The organism is Rhodococcus sp. 1R11 (genome assembly GCF_004563845.1).
Lineage (GTDB): Bacteria > Actinomycetota > Actinomycetes > Mycobacteriales > Mycobacteriaceae > Rhodococcoides.
On the sequence record NZ_SPNG01000007.1, the window covers coordinates 88,654 to 106,308 of the forward strand.

Sequence of the window (17,655 nt, forward strand, 5' to 3'; positions counted from 1 at the left end):
GACGACAGGGCGAGCAGGAATTCCTGCTCGCCCTGTCGTGGTTGCGCGGTACGTCAGGCAGCCGACGTGATGACGACGGGATTCGCCGGTGCGCCGTCCTCTGCACCGCCGCTGACTCCACCCGCCGCAATGGCGTCCAGGGTCTGCAGGCCGGCGTCGGAGATGGTGCCGAACACCGTGTACTGCGGCGGCAGCACCGAATCGGCGTACACCAGAAAGAACTGGCTGCCGTTGGTATCAGGGCCTGCATTGGCCATCGCCAGGGTGCCACGTGGGTAGACGACCGGGTTCTGGGCCTGCGCGGGATCCTCGGCGAACGTCGTTGTCGGGTATTCGTTGGCGAAGCTGTAGCCGGGCCCGCCACGACCCGATCCCGACGGGTCGCCGCATTGCAACACCTCGAGGCCGGGGGACGTGGTCAACCGATGACACGGTGCGCCGTCGAAGTAGCCCTGCTGGGCCAGGCTGACCACACTGTTGACGGTGCACGGGGCCTCGGTACGGTCGAGCGTCATTCCGATGTCGCCCTGGGTCGTCGACAGCGTCACGTCGACCGTTCCGAAGACGTCGATGTTGTCGGTCGGGGGTGGAGAAACCTCCTTGGCCGCCGGAGACTCTGCGGGGTACGCACACGAAACCGTGTCGGTGGCCGGCTGCGGAACGGGCGGCAGCGCACCGAACCGCGACAGATTCACAGCCGGCCGCGGGGTGGTCGTCGGGGCCGACGTCGGGGCAGCGGTCGTCGAACCGGCCGGGGCAGGATCGGCAGCAGTCTCGGCCGCTCCGGAGCAGCCGGCGAGAAGAAGTACCGCAGCGGAGGCTGCGATCACCAGACCGGGTACGCGTGTCACAGGTCGCTCTGCATCGAGGTGATGTCGACCGGCTCGGCCGGTGCTCCGTCGGAGGCACCGCCCTGTGCCCCCTTGGCCGCGATGGCATCCAAGGTGGCGAGACCGGTCTCGTCGATCGTGCCGAAGGCGGTGTAGGCGGGCGGGAGTTGCGAGTCGCCGTAGACGAGGAAGAACTGGCTGCCGTTGGTTCCCGGGCCGGCGTTGGCCATCGCCAGGGTTCCGCGGGGATACAGGACGGGCGTCTGCGCGGCAGGATCGCCCTCGGCGTACGTGTCGGTGGGGAACTCGTCGGCGAACTGGTAGCCCGGCCCGCCACTTCCGGAGCCGGTGGGATCGCCGCACTGCAGCACCTGCAGGCCTGCACCCGTCGTCAGGCGGTGGCAGGTGGTGCCGTCGAAGTAGCCCTGGTTGGCCAGGGACACGAAACTGTTCACCGTGCACGGGGATTCGGGGTTGTTCAGCGTCAGCCCGATGTTGCCGGCAGTTGTGGTCATGCTGTAGCTCAACGGCTCGTCGCTGGTGGGGATGTTGTCGGTGCGGGGAGGGGTGTTGGGCTTGGCGGCCGGCTGCGCGGCGGCAGGGTAGGAACAGTTCACCGTCTCGGGCAGCGGTTCCGTACGGCCCGCAGCGATGATCGAATCGGCCGGTGCAGACGTGGTCGAGTCCTGCGCCGTGCTCGGGTCGTCGTCACCGCGGGTCACCACGAAGACGACCGAGACAACGGCCACGACCGCAACCACACCGAGGATGGAGCCGGCGATCGTCAACTGCTTCCGACGTCGTGCTCGCTCTGCGCGTCGTACGAGTTGGCGTTCGAGCTTTCGCTTGGCAGCCTCGCGCCGTTGCTCGTTGCTGGGCAATTCGTGTCCTCCCGCTTGTCCTGGTTCGACCACGCCTGCTCGCTGAGCGGGTGGTCGTGTGGTAGCCGGCCGACAATCGGCCAACGCGAGTTTGCCATCATTGCCTGAGAGCATGCTGGGGGGACCCGACGAGAACCTCCCCACTAAGCTGGCTCGGTACTTCGGCCTCTGCCTCTTAGGAGCGATTGTCTTGCTCGTCACCGGATTCCCCGCAGGAATGTTTCAGACGAACTGCTACATCCTCGCTCAGGACGACGCATCCGAGTGCGTCGTGGTCGATCCCGGCCAGGATGCCGCCGATCCGTTGGTCGACTTCCTGACGCGATCTTCGCTGACTCCGACGGCGGTGCTGCTGACCCACGGTCATCTGGACCACACGTGGTCCGTGGAGCCGGTCTGCTCGAAGTACGGAATCCCCGCATACATCGCGCCCGAGGACCGATACATGTTGGCGGACCCGATCAAAGGGACCGGTCCGACGCTCGCTGCCGTGCTCGGCGACCTCGAGTTCCACGAGCCGGACGAGGTGATCGAGTTGGCACACGAGCAACGTCTGAGCCTTGCGGGAATCGACTTCACGGTCGTGCACACTCCAGGGCACACGCAGGGCTCGGTGGTGTTCCTCACCGAGGCGGAAGGTCCCGACGGGACGGTTCCGTTGGCGCTGACCGGCGACACCTTGTTCGCCGGGTCGATCGGCCGGACAGATCTGCCCGGCGGCGACCACGATCAACTTCTACGGTCCATCGCGTCGCGGTTGTTGCCGCTGCGCGACGACACCGTCGTGCTCCCCGGACACGGCGGCCAGAGTTCCATCGGCCAGGAGCGCGGGTCCAATCCGTTCCTCGTTGGACTCGGCGACCCCGAGCAAGGAAAACTGTGACCGTGAGCAAGCCGACCGCCTTTTCCGCGCCCAAGGGCATTCCCGATTACTTCCCCCCGAATTCGGCCGAATTCGTCGCCGTCCGGGAGGGCCTCCTCGGTGCCGCCCGCGCCGCCGGATACGGCCACATCGAACTCCCGATCTTCGAGGACACCGGGTTGTTCGCCCGGGGAGTCGGCGAATCGACCGACGTGGTCAGCAAGGAGATGTACACCTTCTCCGATCGCGGCGACCGATCGGTGACCCTGCGTCCCGAGGGAACCGCCGGGGTCATGCGCGCGGTGATCGAGCACGGCTTGGACCGCGGGGCACTGCCGGTCAAGTTGGCCTACGCCGGACCGTTCTTCCGGTACGAGCGCCCGCAGGCCGGCCGCTACCGCCAACTGCAGCAGGTCGGTGTCGAGGCGATCGGCGTCGACGACCCGGCTCTGGACGCAGAGGTCATCGCCGTGGCCGACGCCGGATTCCGCGCTCTCGGCCTCACCGGCTTCAGGCTCGAGATCACCTCGCTCGGCGACGACACCTGCCGCCCACAGTATCGAGAGCTGCTGCAGCAGTTCCTCTTTGCGCTTCCGTTGGACGAGGACACGCGTCGACGCGCCGAGATCAACCCGCTGCGGGTTCTCGACGACAAGCGGCCGGAGGTGCGCGAGATGACTGCCGACGCGCCGTTGATGCTCGACCATCTCTCCGATTCGGCGAAGCAGCACTTCGACGAGGTGTTGGCCTACCTCGATGTGATGAACGTTCCGTACCTGGTCAACCCGCGCATGGTTCGTGGGCTCGATTACTACACGAAGACGACGTTCGAGTTCGTGCACGACGGCCTCGGGGCCCAATCGGGCATCGGCGGCGGCGGCCGCTACGACGGGCTGATGGAGCAGTTGGGCGGGCAGGCGCTGTCGGGTATCGGATTCGGGCTCGGTGTCGACCGCACCGTCCTCGCGTTGGCGGCCGAGGGGAAGACTGCAGGCACGACGTCGCGGTGTCAGGTCTTCGGCATCCCGATGGGTGCCGCGGCCAAACTCGCGATCGTCGATATCGCAGCGCAATTGCGTGAGCGCGGAATCGCCGTGGACATGGCGTACGGAAATCGCGGCATCAAGGGAGCGATGAAAGCCGCCGATCGTTCGGGAGCCCGATACGCGCTCGTCCTGGGCGATCAAGAGCTGTCGGCCGAATCCATCGTGATGAAAGACCTTTCGAGCGGAGAGCAGGAGACGGTCACGTTGGCCGATGTCGTCGACGTTCTCGGAGTGCACCTTGGCCGATGACCCTCGGCCCTCGGCGGGGCCGGTAGCCCTCGATCTGGTCTCGGCGGAGTTCCTCGCGCCGCGGTTACGCAAGATCGTGGTCGGTTCGCTGCTGGTCGGAGTGGTGCTGGGCGTCGTTCTGGCGCTCTTCGTCCCCGTGTGGGTGGCAGTCCTCGTCGGAGTCATCGTCGGTGGTCCGGCGGCGGTGTCGGGTTGGCTGGGATTGCGCCGCCGGGTATGGCTCGATGGGCCACGGCTGTGCGCTCGGGGACTGCGCACCCGACGGCTGAACATGCCGGAGGTGGTGACGGCAGAGCTGACTATCCGCACGGCCGGAATCGACCAGATCTCGCTTCGGCTCTACGACGGTCGCACCCGCATTGTCCTGCCGCTGGCGCTCTACACCAGGGGCGGCGGCCGTGAACTGCCGATACTTGCGTTGCGCACGCTCGCCGATTCGCTGTGGACCACCGAACTCGTTCCCGCAGCGGCCATCGCGTCGGTGCTCGTGGATCAGCTGCGGGCCGAGGCGCGCGATGCCGGGCTCGACGAACGGCCCCTCTACCGAGCGATCGAATTGGTTCGCAGCAAGGGTCGCACTCCGCATGCGACGTTGACCGACCGTGAGGTCGCGCAGCTGCTGGGATGAGAGCGGACGGCCCTCAGGTCACCAGGAATGCGTCGAGCACCACGGCCTCGGCCGATCGTGAGCCGGAGGTGACGACGAGGGCCCGGTTGAGGTACGTGAATTTTGGAACAGCCGTCGACACTCGCAATGTGCCACGGAAGTAGTAGGTCGCCGGATCAACTTCTCGATCGGGATCGTTCAGTGCGTCGATGACCTCGGCGGGTCCGAACTGGACTCCACGATATTCGAGTGAAAGATAGCCGCCGGTTGCCAATTCGAGGACGAGATCACTGCTGAACTCGGTGCACCCGTCGGGTCGGGTGACGCTGACGACGGTCGATCGAGCAGCCAGAGTGCCCTCGATGTCGGGGCCGGGTGCGGCCCCGCCGAGGACGGTGGTGACGACTCGGTCGCCTTCGGGCACCGAACCGATCTCGATGGCCGGTCCCAGGGTGAGGCCCAGGCGCAGAATGGGTTCCAGGGTCGGTGTGTTCGGGGCGGTCACGTGCGGTGCACTCCTAGGATCGACTTGAGGCTCTACGCTATCGCTTGTCGGCGGCCGGCCGGCCGGGGGATGCGGGGGAGCGATGCCGACCTTGACACGACATAGAACAAATGTTCGACTGTGTGCATGCGATGGGCCGGTCAGACTCTCGATGCCGCGGACGAGGGCGCGCTACCGGGGCTCGAACGGTCCGGGCTCGTCCGCAGCGTACAAACCCCGGAGTTCGAGGGCATCACCTTCCACGAGGTGCTGTGCAAGAGTGCCCTGAACGAGGTTCCGGGCGAATCGCAGGTGCCGTTCTCGTGGACCGTCAATCCGATGCGCGGATGTTCGCATGCGTGCCGGTACTGCTTCGCCAGGCCGACACACGAATACCTGGACCTCGATTCCGGCAACGATTTCGACTCGCAGATCGTCGTCAAGACGAACGTTGCGGCAGTCCTCCGCAAAGAGCTCGCACGTCGATCCTGGAAGCGGGAGCCGGTCGCGCTGGGCACCAACACCGATCCCTATCAACGCGCCGAGGGGCGATATCGGTTGATGCCCGGCATCATTCGCGCGTTGACCGAGTCGGGTACGCCGTTCTCGATCCTGACCAAGGGAACGCTGTTGCGACGGGATCTGCCGCTGCTGACCCTGGCCGCGCAGAAAGTCGACGTACACGTGAGCATCAGTCTGGCGATCCACGACGCAGATCTGCAGAAACAGCTCGAACCCGGAACACCCAGTCCGCGAGCACGATTGGACCTCATCCGCGCCGTGCGGGATGCGGGACTCGACTGCGGTGTGCTGGTGGCGCCGGTCATTCCGTTTCTCACCGACGGAGCCAGACAACTCGACGGGCTGATCGCTGCACTGGCCGAGGCCGGGGCGACGACCGTCACGGCGCTGCCGATGCATCTTCGGTCGAGCACCAAGGACTGGTACATGAGCTGGCTGGTGAAGGAACACCCGGCGTTGGTACGCAGATACCGCCAGCTCTACGGACACGGGGCGTACGTGACTCCGGAGTACAAGCAGTGGCTGAAGGCGAGAATCGATCCGCTGCTCGACACCTACGGTTTCGCCGCCGACCAGACCCGCGCGTTGCCCGCGAACGAGCCCGCCGAACCCCGCGGGTTGGTGGCCTCGGGGCCGGCACTCACGTTGTTCTGATTGTGCCGGTTCAGGGATTGTCGAGGTCGCGAGCCGAGAAGGTGTCGCAGGCCGAGACCTGTCCGGTCTCGTAACCGGTGGAGAACCACGCCTGGCGTTGTGCGGAGGAGCCGTGCGTCCAGCCCTCGGGGTTGACCCGGCCGGTGGACGCCTGCTGAATTCGGTCGTCTCCCACCGAGGATGCGGCGGACAGTGCGTCGTCGATCTGGGCGGAGGTCAGCGGTTCCAGAAATGGGACGCCGCTCTTCGGGTCGACGGTCTCGGCCGCGTAGTGCGCCCAGATTCCGGCGTAGCAGTCGGCCTGCAATTCCACCCGCACGCCACCGGACTCGGGACCCTGAGGGTCTTGCTGTGCGCGCCCGATGTCGCCCAACTGGTTCTGGATGTGGTGGCCGATCTCGTGCGCCACGACGTACTCCTGTGCCAGTGGGCCACCGCTGGAGCCGAACTGATCGACCAAGACCTGAAAGAAGCTCGTGTCGAAATACGCCGTGGAATCGGCCGGGCAATAGAACGGCCCGACGGCGCTGGTCGCGTTACCGCAGCCGGTATTCGTCGCGCCGGAGAACAGATTCACGCCGGGCTGAACGTAGGCGACGCCGGTCTGGGCTTGAAGCTGAGATTCCCAGACGGTGTCCAGACTTCCTACGGTGAAGTCGATACGGCAATCGACGTTGCTGTTCGCGTCTGCGACGTCGCAGTCGAGAGTTCCCGACGTCCCGGAGCCGTTCTGCCCCGCAGAGCTGTCGCCACCGCTGATCTGGTTCAGGATTGCTCCCGGGTCGCCGCCGAAGAGCAGCGCGAGGACGATGATGACCAGTCCACCGGCGCCACCGCCGATCGCCAACTTGCCGCGTCCGCCGCCTCCGCCGCTACCGCCGACGGAGACTCGGCCCGGTGTCGTTTGCGAGCCTTCTCTGAACGTCATGCTGGAGTTCCCCTCCGCCGAGCCCGCATACTCCGTGCGAACCGATACCACCACTGTCGGCCTTAGCTTCGCATGCCGGGACGGCATCTCGTTTCCTTCTGCGGCGATGTGCTCCGTAGGATCGAGGATCGAACAACACGATCAGCGGATTTTTCTCGAAAGGACACCCGTGCTGCGCACCCATCTCGCCGGCTCATTACGCCCCGAGCACGTCGACCGAACTGTGACGTTGACGGGATGGGTGGCCCGTCGACGCGATCACGGTGGCGTCATCTTCATCGATCTCCGTGACGCATCCGGTGTGTCGCAGGTCGTGTTCCGTGAGGGTGCTGCCCTCGAGCAGGCACACCGATTGCGTGCCGAGTACGTGGTGAAGGTGACCGGCAAGGTCGAGGGTCGTCCGGAGGGCAACGCGAACTACGAGATCCCCACCGGTGCCATCGAGGTCGAGGCATCCGAGATCGAGGTGTTGTCCGAGGCTGCACCGCTGCCGTTCCAGCTCGACGATCAGCCCGGTGAGGAAGCGCGGCTCAAGTACCGCTACCTCGACCTGCGCCGTGAGGGCCCCGGCCACGCAATTCGGCTGCGTTCGCACGTCAATGCCGCCGCCCGGTCAGTTCTTGCGCACCACGAATTCGTCGAGGTCGAGACCCCGACGCTGACGCGTTCCACCCCCGAAGGCGCACGAGACTTCCTCGTTCCCGCTCGTCTGCAGCCGGGTAGTTTCTACGCACTGCCGCAGAGCCCGCAGCTGTTCAAGCAGCTGCTGATGGTCGGCGGTATCGAGCGGTACTACCAGATCGCTCGTTGCTACCGAGACGAAGATTTCCGTGCCGATCGCCAGCCCGAGTTCACTCAGCTCGATGTCGAGATGAGCTTCGTCACCCAGGACGACGTCATCCTGTTGGCCGAGGAGATTCTGGCGTCGCTGTGGAAGCTCGTCGGGCACCACTTCACAGCACCCATCCCGCGGATCACCTACGCCGAGGCCATGCGCCGGTACGGCTCCGACAAGCCCGATCTTCGGTTCGACATCGAACTGGTCGAGTGCACGGACTTCTTCTCCGAGACCACCTTCCGCGTCTTCCAAGCTCCGTACGTCGGCGCGGTCGTCATGCCCGGCGGTGCGTCGCAGCCGCGCAAGCAGCTCGACCGTTGGCAGGAATTCGCCAAGCAGCGTGGGCACAAGGGCTTGGCCTACGTGCTGGTCGGTGAGGACGGCACCCTCGGCGGCCCGGTCGCGAAGAACCTGACCGACGCCGAACGGGACGGCCTCGCTGCGCACGTCGGCGCGAAGAACGGCGACGCGATCTTCTTCTCCGCTGGTGCAGTCAAGGCCTCTCGTGGACTACTCGGCGCAGTGCGCGGCGAGATCGCACGCAAGCTGGATCTGATCGACCCCAAAGCGTGGGCGTTCGTGTGGGTCGTCGACGCGCCGCTGTTCGAGCCCACGTCCGACGCCACCGCCAGCGGCGACGTCGCCGTCGGATCCGGCGCGTGGACGGCCGTGCACCACGCGTTCACGTCGCCGAAGCCGGAGTCGATGGATACGTTCGACACCGATCCCGGATCTGCTCTGGCCTACGCCTACGACATCGTCTGCAACGGAAACGAGATCGGCGGCGGCAGTATTCGTATCCATCGCAAGGACATTCAGGAACGAGTGTTCGCGATCATGGGGATCGGCAAGGAAGAAGCCCAGGAGAAGTTCGGTTTCCTTCTCGATGCGTTCAGCTACGGCGCGCCGCCGCACGGCGGGATCGCGTTCGGTTGGGATCGCATCACTGCACTGCTCGCCGGAGTCGATTCCATCCGTGAGGTCATCGCATTCCCCAAGTCCGGTGGCGGCATCGACCCACTGACCGACGCGCCCGCACCGATCACGGCGCAGCAGCGCAAGGAATCGGGCGTCGACTTCAAGCCGGAGAAGAAGGAAGAAGTGCCGACAGAGGCCTAGCCTCCACTCGAGGTTCGGAACGACGAATGTCCCCGTAACGCACTGCGTTACGGGGACATTCGCGTTTTGTTGGTGTGGCGTCAGCGCGCGGGGGACAGGGGTCCGCCGGTGAGGACGCGGTAGGCGTAGTTGGTGGCGATCACCGAGACCGGAATGGTGACGAGCAGACCGAGACCACACAGCAGAGCGCCGACGATGTTGATGGCGGCGAGGGCCAGCAACAGCAGCAGGAGTGGGCCGAAGTTCTTGACCGTCAGGTCGATACTGGACTTGATCGACTCGATCGCCGGCTGGTTTCGATCGAGCAGGAAGGTCAGCGCGAAGTTCGCGAGGAAACCGATCACGATCAACAGAACGGTACCCAGGAATGGGACGAAGCTCAGTACGACGCTGGCGACCGTCCAGATCAGGGCCAATATCGCAATTTGAGGCACGTTGGTGAGCTGGAAGAACCTGCCGAACGTGGGCTTCTGCGGCCCGCCGGTCTCATCCAGCGCTCCACGTACGTACGCCGCATTGACGAGGTAGGAGACGAACGTCGCGATAGCCGTGACGACGATTGCTACGCCGGACGTTGTTGCGACCACCGCAGTGTCACCGTTCTCGGCGGCTGCCATCGCTGCGGTGAACGTCGACGCGAACGTGATGATCACGCCGACTGCGCTGACCACCCACACGATCGCTGTGATGCCGAGCCACGGTCCGACATTGGCCTTGAATTTGTCGAAGCCGTAGCTCAGCGCCGCTCCGACGTCGAGCCGACCGGGGCTGGGGCCGAGCGGCATTTGGCCGTAGTTCTGGTTTCCGTAGTTCCCGTAGTTGCCGGGCGGCGGTGGGTAGTTGCCGGGCGGGGGCGGGTAGCCACCCTGAGGTGGATAGTTGCCCTGGGGTGGGTAGTTGCCCGGCGGGGGCGGGTAGCCGCCCGGAGCGCCTCCCTGAGGCGGGTAGTTGCCCTGGGGTGGATAGTTGCCCTGGGGCGGGTAGTTGCCCGGCGGGGGAGGATAACCGCCCGGGGTGCCGCCCTGAGGCGGGTAGTTGCTGGGCGGTGGGTATCCGCTTCCCGGTGTCTGCGGCGTGTTCGGGTCCGGCTGGTCCGGGTTGGGTTCGCCACCGTACTGCGGTCCGTTGGGCGGGTTTTCACTCACGGTTTACCCTTCATGTCTGGCGTGCTACGTCGACGATTCGTCCGCAATTTCAGGCTGAGCGAACCGTAGACCGCTGCTGTGTGTCAAGGCGTTCGAGATGTGGACGGTCGTGGGGGCTCGACTGCCGACGGGTGCCGTCGACGGTTCGAATTCTTGCCGAGCGCACCGGGCCGGGGCCTACTAGGGTTGTGATTTCTACCCATACCGGGACTATCACGAGGGGCTCGCCGTGGGCATCAAAGTTGCACTGGAACATCGCACCAGTTACCGATTCGACCGCACGGTCAAGATCTTTCCGCACGAGATCAGGCTTCGGCCGGCACCGCATTCGCGCACTCCCATCGAGGCGTATTCGCTGAAGATCGAACCGGCGGAGCACTTCGTCAATTGGCAGCAGGACGTCTTCGGCAACTTCCTCGCACGCGTGGTGTTCCCCGAGCGAACCGACCATTTGTCCATCACAGTCGGACTCGTCGCGGACATGGCGTCGATCAATCCGCTGGACTTCTTCGTCGAAGAATGGGCCGAGCACTTCGGATTCGCATACGAAGAGCACGACCTTCCCGATCTCGAGCCGTATCTGCGTCCGGTGGACGAAGACAAGGCCGGCTCGGGCCCCGGTCCGGTGGTCTCGGCGTGGGTGGAGAAACTGCAGGCCGCCGTCGTCGAGCGCGGAGAGTCGTTGCGCACCATCGACTTTCTCGTCATGGCCAATCAGGCCGTGATGGCGGACGTCGGCTACTCCGTGCGGATGGAGCCCGGAGTGCAGACCCCGGACCTGACGCTGACGTCCGCCGTGGGATCGTGCCGGGACTCCGCGTGGTTGCTGGTGTCGGTCCTGCGCCAGATGGGTTTGGCCGCGCGTTTCGTCTCGGGCTACCTCGTCCAGTTGTCCTCGGACGTGAAATCGCTGGACGGTCCGTCCGGGCCGGTCGAGGATTTCACCGACCTGCATGCCTGGACCGAGGTCTATCTCCCCGGTGCCGGTTGGGTCGGAATGGACCCCACGTCGGGCCTGTTCGCAGGCGAGGGGCACATTCCACTGTCGGCCACGCCGCATCCGTCGACCGCGGCCGCAATCTCCGGCGCGACGAGCAAATGCACAGCCGAACTGGACTTCTCGAACACGGTGGTGCGTGTTCACGAGGATCCGCGCACCACGTTGCCGTACACGGCCGAGCAGTGGGACGCGATCAAGGCCACGGCCGAGAAGATCGACCGGCGCATGCTCGATCAGGACATTCGATTGACCGTCGGCGGTGAGCCGACGTTCGTCGCCATCGAGAACCAGGAAGCGCCCGAGTGGAATACCACCGCGGACGGTCCGCACAAGCGCAAGTTGGCCAGCGTTCTCGCAGAACGACTTCGAACCATCTACGCGCCCGACGGTATGGTCCAGCGCAGCCAGGGCAAATGGTATCCCGGCGAGCCTCTCCCACGATGGCAGGTGGGATTGTTCTGGCGCACCGACGGTCAGGCACTGTGGCACGACTCGGACCTGATAGCCGACCCATGGACGGCGGACGATCTGCGTCCCGATCCAGTCGACAACTCCGTATCGCAGCAACTGATCGGCCGATTGGTCGAGGGGTTGGGACTGCCCGCCTCGCAAGCGCGTCCGGCCTACGAGGACCCGCTCGTCAAGCTGCTGGATCTGGTGCGGCAGCCCTACGGTGACCCGCCGGCCGATGCCGACGATCTCGAACCGGGGGCAGATTCCGCGGACGCGAGAAGGCTTCTCCTCGAACGGCTCGACGCCAGTACCGACGAACCGGCAGCATTCGTGCTGCCGATCTCACGGACCGAGGACGGCACGGGCTGGCAGAGCGCGGACTGGAAGCTACGACGCGGGCGAATCGTCTTGCTGGAGGGGGACTCTCCCGCCGGGCTCCGTCTGCCGCTGCGAGCCATCTCGTGGGACGGCGGTCCAGTGGAGAACCCGGCCGATCCCACCGCACCGAAACCCGATCTGCCGACCCCGCAGCTGACTCAGCAACCACCGCGGGCCGTCGACCCGGCCGAGTCGCGCTACGCGCAGTCGGTGCGGGAGACGTCCGGAGTGGGCGGAACTGCGGTGACCGCACTGGTCGCCGAGGTACGCGAGGGCATACTGCACGTGTTCATGCCGCCGATGGATCGACTGGACGACTTCGTCGATCTCGTCTCTCGGGTGGAGCATGCCGCATCCGCGATCGACACACCGGTCGTCCTCGAGGGGTATGGCCCGCCCTCGGATCCCCGTATCCAAACCCTCACGGTCACACCCGATCCCGGGGTCATCGAGGTGAACGTTCAGCCGACGTCGTCGTGGGCGGAGCAGAACGAGCTGATGGAGCGCCTGTACCTGGAGGCGCGGAAGTCCCGCCTGAGTACGGAGGGTTTCGACAACGACGGCACCACGCGGGGAACCGGCGGCGGCAACCACATCACTCTGGGTGGCGTCACACCGTCCGATTCGCCGGTGTTGCGCCGACCGGACCTGCTGGTGTCTCTGTTGACGCACTGGCAACGTCACCCGTCGCTGTCGTACCTGTTCTCGGGTCGATTCATCGGCACCACCTCGCAGGCCCCCCGAGCCGACGAAGGTCGCGAGGAATCGCTCTACGAACTCGAGGTTGCGTTCAGCGAAATCAAGCGTCTGACCGGAGCCGACCGTTCGGCGTCGCCATGGGTCGTCGATCGGGCGCTGCGGCACCTGCTCACCGACATCACCGGAAACACGCACCGTGCCGAGTTCTGCATCGACAAGCTCTACAGCCCCGACTCCACCCGTGGCAGGCTCGGTCTGCTCGAGCTTCGCGGATTCGAGATGCCGCCGCATCATCAGATGGCGATGGTGCAGTCCTTGCTCGTGCGCTCGATGGTCTCGCGATTCTGGGATACTCCGCTCGAAGCACCACTGATCCGGCACGGTGCCAACCTGCACGGTCGGTACATGTTGCCGCACTTCGTGATCGGTGATATCGGCCGGGTGGCCGAGGACCTCCGCGAGCACGGCATCGAGTTCGACACCAGCTGGCTGGACCCGTTCACCGAGTTCCGTTTCCCGCGCATCGGCACCACCGTCGTCGGCGATGCCGAGATCGAACTGCGCGGTGCGATCGAGCCGTGGAACACGCTCGGGGAGGAGTCGACGTCGTCGGGCACGGCGCGCTACGTGGACTCCTCGGTCGAGCGCATCCAGGTTCGCGTTGCCGGTGCCGACGTAGGCCGCTACCTGTTGACGTGCAACGGGGTGCCGGTACCGATGCTGCGTACCGAGCGACAGGACGTTCAGGTCGCCGGAGTGCGCTATCGCGCCTGGCAACCACCGAGCGCGCTGCATCCAACGATCGAGGTGCAGAGTCCCTTGCGATTCGATCTGGTGGAGATGCAGACCGGGCGCGCAGTCGGCGGGTGCTCGTATCACGTGGTGCACCCCGGCGGCCGGTCGTACGACGGTCCACCGGTCAACTCGGTGGAGGCGGAAGCACGACGCAACGGCCGGTTCGAGGAGGGCGGGTTCACGTCCGGCAAGGTGGACATAGCAAGATTGCTCGAGATGCACGCTCGCCAAGCGATCGATGTGACTGCGCCCGGCATGCTGGACCTGCGCCGGACCGGGGTTCACACGTCCTGAGGCGGGCAGAGAAGAACGAGTCGACCGGTAGCGATTTCGGTCCGACGCGGAACGGGTGGATTCGGCAACGACCACGCCCCACCCGGCGACGGAGTGTGATCGACCGACGGAAGGAACAACGGCTCGATGGTGCCCGTGGATACCGCTCACAGTGAGGCGGGCCGCAACGATGTGGCGGCCGGTGCGCCCGACCCTGTGTCACCCGACCCTGTGTCGCTCGACTCAGTGTCACCGTGGCTCGAATATCACGGTCGACGCGAGGCGGTGACGGGTCGCAGAGAGCTGTTCGACGAGATGCTCGGTGCCGACGACACGGTGCGTCCGCACTGGGCGGAGTTGGTCGACGGTATGCGCGACGCCGGCCCGGGTGCCATGCAGACGTTGCAGTCTCGGGTCAGTCGGCTGGTCGACGACCACGGAATCACCTACAACCCGATTCCGACGGGCGGCAACGAGCCCGGGCCCAGTTCCGTGCGGTGGGGACTGGACAGCGTCCCGTACGTCGTTGCGGCCGACGAATGGGATCGGCTCGAAGCGGGTCTGGTCCAGCGGTCGCAACTGCTCGACGCCATCCTGACCGACATCTACGGAGCGCAGGAGACAGTCCGGCGCGGTCTGATTCCGCCCGAGCTGATCTTCGGCAACCCCGGTTATCTTCGGCCGGCGCATGCCATCACCGTCCCGGGTCCGCATCAGTTGTTCATGCACGCAGCCGACATCGCGCGCGGGTCGGACGGCCGGTTCTCGGTTGTTGCGGATCGCACTCAGGCACCGTCCGGGGTTGGGTACGCGCTGGCCGATCGACGAGTGATGTCGCGGGCGATGCCGGAGCTGTTCCAGGCGAGCAATCCGAGGCCGCTGTCGACGTTTGCTCGGGCAATGCGATTGGCTCTTCGTGACGCCGCACCTGCATCGGCCGAAGATCCTGTCGTGGTGGTGTTGACCCCGGGTTCGCATTCCGAGACGGCGTTCGATCAGGCCTATCTGGCAACAGTTCTCGGATTTCCGCTCGTCGAGAACGCCGATCTGGTGGTGCGGGACGGCTGTTTGTGGATGCGTTCGCTCGGCACACTGCGGCGGGTGGACGTGGTGTTGCGGCGCGTCGATGCCGAGTTCGTCGACCCGCTCGATCTGCGCCCGGATTCGCATCTGGGCGTGGTCGGTTTGGTCGAGGTCCTTCGGCGCGGTGCGGTGAGCGTGGTCAACACTCTCGGCAGCGGAGTGCTCGAGAATCCTGCACTGACACCGTTGCTGCCGGCGCTGAGCCGGGCTCTGCTGGACGAGGATCTGGCTCTCGACTCGGTTCCCACTTACTGGGGCGGTGATCCGATTGCCCTCTCGCACATGCGAACTCGCTTCCGATCGCTGGTGTTGAGGTCCACCGTGTCGCGACGCGCGGTGGTGGGTCACGATCTCACCGATCACGCAGCCCGGGCATTGTGGGACGAGGTCGAGGCAGCACCGTGGAAATGGACCGGTCAGGAAGTGCCGGAGTTCTCACTGGCTCCGGTGGGTTCGTCGTGGGGCGGTGGGTCGGGGGAGCAGTTGGCGGTTGCTCCGGCCCAGGTCGGTATGCGCTTGTTCACCGTCGCGCAGCGGGTCGGTTACACCCCGATGCGAGGCGGCCTCGGTCAGGTCATGATCACGGCACCGGTCACCGAACCGCTGATCACCGTCGCGTCCAAGGACGTGTGGGTCAAGTCGGTGGAGCGGGTCACTCCGGCTGATTCTGCTCCGCATACTCCGCCTGCCACGGTGGAGGAGTTGCCGCAGTACGCCGCGTCCAACGTCGAGGTGGTCAGTTCACCGCGTGTGCTGGGTGATCTCTTCTGGTTCGGTCGGTACAGCGAACGTGCGGAAGACATGACGCGTCTGCTCATTGCCGCTCGGGAGCGGGATCAGGACTATCGCTCGATGCCGTGGCTCGACGGCAGCGACAGCCTGCCGATTCTGCTGGAGGCGGTCACGAAGGTATCGCGCACGGCCCCGGGATTTCTCGACGAGGCGATTCGTGCCGATGCGATGTGCGAAATGCGCTCGCTGATGCTCTCGGTGGATCGTCTGGGTTCGCTGGCGCAGTCGGTCGATCGTATGCAACAGGCTGCTCGTGCGGTGCGCGATCAACTGTCGAACGACACCTGGGCTGTGCTTGCTCGCATCGAGACGGCGCTCGAGGAATTGGGCGAATCCGCCGTCAACAACGGTGCCCAGTTGGCTGCGTCGCAATCGAGTGTGTTGCGTGGGCTGCTCGCGCTGTCCGGCCTGGCGTCGGAGTCGATGGTTCGCGACGTCGGTTGGTACCTGATGGACGCGGGCAAGCGAATCGAGCGGGGATTGCAACTGACGGCGCTGCTGTCGGCGACTCTCAGTCACGCCCTCACGCCGTCCACCGAACAGGCGGTCATCGATTCGGTGCTGTCTGCGGCAGAGTCCTCGGTGATCTATCGCCGACGCAACAGCGGTCGTGCACGACCGGCTGCAGTTGCTCAGCTGTTGCTGTTCGATGCGGGCAACCCCCGCGCACTGGTGTACCAACTCGACCGCCTGCGTGACGATCTCGGGGCACTGCCGGACGCGTCCGGCAGCTCGCGGCCCGAACAACTCGTCGAGCAGATGCGGGTTCGGTTGCGGCGCGTCGACCCCGGTGATCTGGAGTCGGTCGATGCCAACGGGCGGCGGGTGGAACTGATCGAGCTCGTGGACGGCATTCACGATTCGCTCGAAGAACTGTCGCGGGTCGTTCTCGCGACGCACATGTCGCTGCCGGGCGGTACCCAGCCGCTGTGGGGCAGCGTCGGTGCTCGGATCGGAAGCGGGGCACGGTGACGAGTCGTCGGTACCGAATCAAGCACATCACCACATACACCTACTCCGATCGCGTCACGTCGTCCTACGGGCGGGGATTCCTTGCGCCGCGGGACATGGACGGGCAGCACTGCGTCGAGAAGACGGTCACGGTGGAGCCGCCACCCACCGATCAATCGTTCGGAGTGGATGTCTACGGCAACGAAGACGTGTACTTCCACGTGACCAACGATCACGAGAAGCTGGTCGTCACGGCGGATTCGCTCGTCGAGGTGTATCCGAGGCCGGTGGGCGAGACCACGTCGTGGCCGGCGACCGCCCCGTGGGAATCGGCCCGGATGGCCATGTTCGACCCCGCCACGACCGATGCCGCGGATTCGGCACGATCGTCGGCGGTGGAGTTCGCCCTCGACCTGCCGACGCCGGAGATCACCGACGAGGTGCGAGCGTACGCAGCGCCCAGTTTCACGCCGGGTCGTCCGCTCGCGGACGTCATCGTCGATCTGACGCATCGAATCTTCACCGATTTTCGGTATCTGTCCGGGTCCACGACGGTATCGACCACCGTGGTCGACGTTCTCGCGGCACGATCGGGTGTCTGTCAGGACTTCGCTCGGTTGGCCATCGCCTGTCTGCGGTCGCAGGGATTGGCGGCGCGGTACGTCTCGGGCTATCTCGCCACGGAACCGCCACCGGGCAAGGAACGCATGATCGGTGTCGATGCAACCCATGCGTGGGCCGCGGTGTGGATGCCCGACGGCCGCTGGCTGGCCTTCGACCCGACCAATGATCAGCTGGTCGACGAACGGTATGCGACCGTCGCTTGGGGCCGCGACTACGCCGACGTTCCGCCGCTGCGCGGGGTCATCTACACCGAGGCCGAGAAGAGCACGATCGCGGTTTCGGTCGACGTTGCACCGATGTAGTTCGCGCTGCATACTTTGGTGGCTTCGGGGTAACCGGCCAGCTGGTCGGGTCCACGAACGGGATCACGAAAGCCGCAAAACGGACAATTGTGTCTCTTTCGTAGCCGGCGACACGGCACAGTACGACGTAGCGAACAGGT

The 17,655-nt window shown here is 65.5% G+C and carries 13 protein-coding genes; 8 read left to right on the top strand and 5 right to left on the bottom strand.

Going from position 1 to position 17,655, the window contains the following annotated elements:
* Positions 1 to 53 precede the first annotated feature (53 nt).
* Both E4P29_RS14205 and E4P29_RS14210 read right to left on the bottom strand, forming a co-directional pair.
* Entirely contained in the window at positions 54 to 851 is a 798-nt protein-coding gene (locus E4P29_RS14205; protein WP_245154328.1) for a peptidylprolyl isomerase, read from the bottom strand.
* Positions 848 to 1,711, bottom strand: a complete 864-nt coding sequence (locus E4P29_RS14210; protein WP_135045597.1) for a peptidylprolyl isomerase — start codon at positions 1,709 to 1,711, stop codon at positions 848 to 850. The genes E4P29_RS14205 and E4P29_RS14210 overlap by 4 nt, the downstream gene beginning before the upstream one ends.
* A gap of 190 nt (positions 1,712 to 1,901) precedes the next feature.
* Here E4P29_RS14210 and E4P29_RS14215 point away from each other — a divergent pair, with 190 nt between their 5' ends.
* Genes E4P29_RS14215 through E4P29_RS14225 form a run of 3 tightly spaced genes read left to right on the top strand, consistent with a single transcriptional unit; the run spans position 1,902 to position 4,496 of the window.
* Positions 1,902 to 2,594, top strand: coding sequence for an MBL fold metallo-hydrolase (locus E4P29_RS14215; protein ID WP_135045599.1), 693 nt, complete (start codon positions 1,902 to 1,904; stop codon positions 2,592 to 2,594).
* Positions 2,595 to 2,596: 2 nt separating this feature from the next.
* Complete coding sequence (gene hisS, locus E4P29_RS14220; protein ID WP_135045600.1) at positions 2,597 to 3,868, top strand: histidine--tRNA ligase; 1,272 nt, start codon at positions 2,597 to 2,599, stop codon at positions 3,866 to 3,868.
* A complete protein-coding gene (locus tag E4P29_RS14225; RefSeq protein WP_135045602.1) occupies positions 3,831 to 4,496 on the top strand; it encodes a hypothetical protein in 666 nt (221 codons plus the stop codon). The genes hisS and E4P29_RS14225 overlap by 38 nt, the downstream gene beginning before the upstream one ends.
* Before the next feature lie 13 nt (positions 4,497 to 4,509).
* Here the strand turns inward: E4P29_RS14225 and E4P29_RS14230 are convergent, their stop codons facing one another.
* Positions 4,510 to 4,980, bottom strand: a complete 471-nt coding sequence (locus E4P29_RS14230) for a DUF3237 domain-containing protein (protein ID WP_135045604.1) — start codon at positions 4,978 to 4,980, stop codon at positions 4,510 to 4,512.
* Between the two features lie 126 nt (positions 4,981 to 5,106).
* On the opposite strand from E4P29_RS14230, the gene E4P29_RS14235 reads away from it, so the two are divergent.
* A complete protein-coding gene (locus E4P29_RS14235) occupies positions 5,107 to 6,135 on the top strand; it encodes an Rv2578c family radical SAM protein (protein ID WP_027496959.1) in 1,029 nt (342 codons plus the stop codon).
* 10 nt (positions 6,136 to 6,145) lie between these two features.
* Here E4P29_RS14235 and E4P29_RS14240 read toward each other — a convergent pair whose 3' ends face one another.
* On the bottom strand, positions 6,146 to 7,063 hold the full coding sequence (locus tag E4P29_RS14240; RefSeq protein ID WP_135045606.1) for a neutral zinc metallopeptidase: 918 nt from the start codon (positions 7,061 to 7,063) through the stop codon (positions 6,146 to 6,148).
* A gap of 169 nt (positions 7,064 to 7,232) precedes the next feature.
* Here E4P29_RS14240 and aspS point away from each other — a divergent pair, with 169 nt between their 5' ends.
* Positions 7,233 to 9,020 (top strand): aspartate--tRNA ligase, encoded by a 1,788-nt coding sequence (gene aspS / locus E4P29_RS14245; RefSeq protein WP_135045608.1) that lies wholly within the window; start codon positions 7,233 to 7,235, stop codon positions 9,018 to 9,020.
* Between the two features lie 80 nt (positions 9,021 to 9,100).
* Here aspS and E4P29_RS14250 read toward each other — a convergent pair whose 3' ends face one another.
* Positions 9,101 to 10,165, bottom strand: a complete 1,065-nt coding sequence (locus tag E4P29_RS14250; protein WP_135045610.1) for a hypothetical protein — start codon at positions 10,163 to 10,165, stop codon at positions 9,101 to 9,103.
* A gap of 229 nt (positions 10,166 to 10,394) precedes the next feature.
* On the opposite strand from E4P29_RS14250, the gene E4P29_RS14255 reads away from it, so the two are divergent.
* The 3 genes from E4P29_RS14255 to E4P29_RS14265 all read left to right on the top strand — a co-directional run bounded on the left by E4P29_RS14255 (position 10,395) and on the right by E4P29_RS14265 (position 17,515).
* Entirely contained in the window at positions 10,395 to 13,784 is a 3,390-nt protein-coding gene (locus E4P29_RS14255; RefSeq protein WP_135045612.1) for a transglutaminase family protein, read from the top strand.
* A gap of 126 nt (positions 13,785 to 13,910) precedes the next feature.
* Positions 13,911 to 16,610 carry a circularly permuted type 2 ATP-grasp protein gene (locus E4P29_RS14260; RefSeq protein ID WP_135045614.1) on the top strand — a complete coding sequence of 900 codons (2,700 nt, stop codon included), beginning with the start codon at positions 13,911 to 13,913 and terminating at the stop codon, positions 16,608 to 16,610.
* A complete protein-coding gene (locus tag E4P29_RS14265; RefSeq protein ID WP_135045616.1) occupies positions 16,607 to 17,515 on the top strand; it encodes a transglutaminase family protein in 909 nt (302 codons plus the stop codon). Before E4P29_RS14260 ends, E4P29_RS14265 begins: the two co-directional genes overlap by 4 nt.
* Positions 17,516 to 17,655 lie beyond the last annotated feature (140 nt).

Bases quoted from the DNA above. Each gene is read 5' to 3' on its own strand.
- E4P29_RS14235 (WP_027496959.1), top strand. From the start codon at position 5,107: ATGCGATGGGCCGGTCAGACTCTCGATGCCGCGGACGAGGGCGCGCTA.
- E4P29_RS14240 (WP_135045606.1), bottom strand. From the start codon at position 7,063: ATGACGTTCAGAGAAGGCTCGCAAACGACACCGGGCCGAGTCTCCGTC.
- E4P29_RS14260 (WP_135045614.1), top strand. From the start codon at position 13,911: ATGGTGCCCGTGGATACCGCTCACAGTGAGGCGGGCCGCAACGATGTG.
- E4P29_RS14225 (WP_135045602.1), top strand. From the start codon at position 3,831: ATGTCGTCGACGTTCTCGGAGTGCACCTTGGCCGATGACCCTCGGCCC.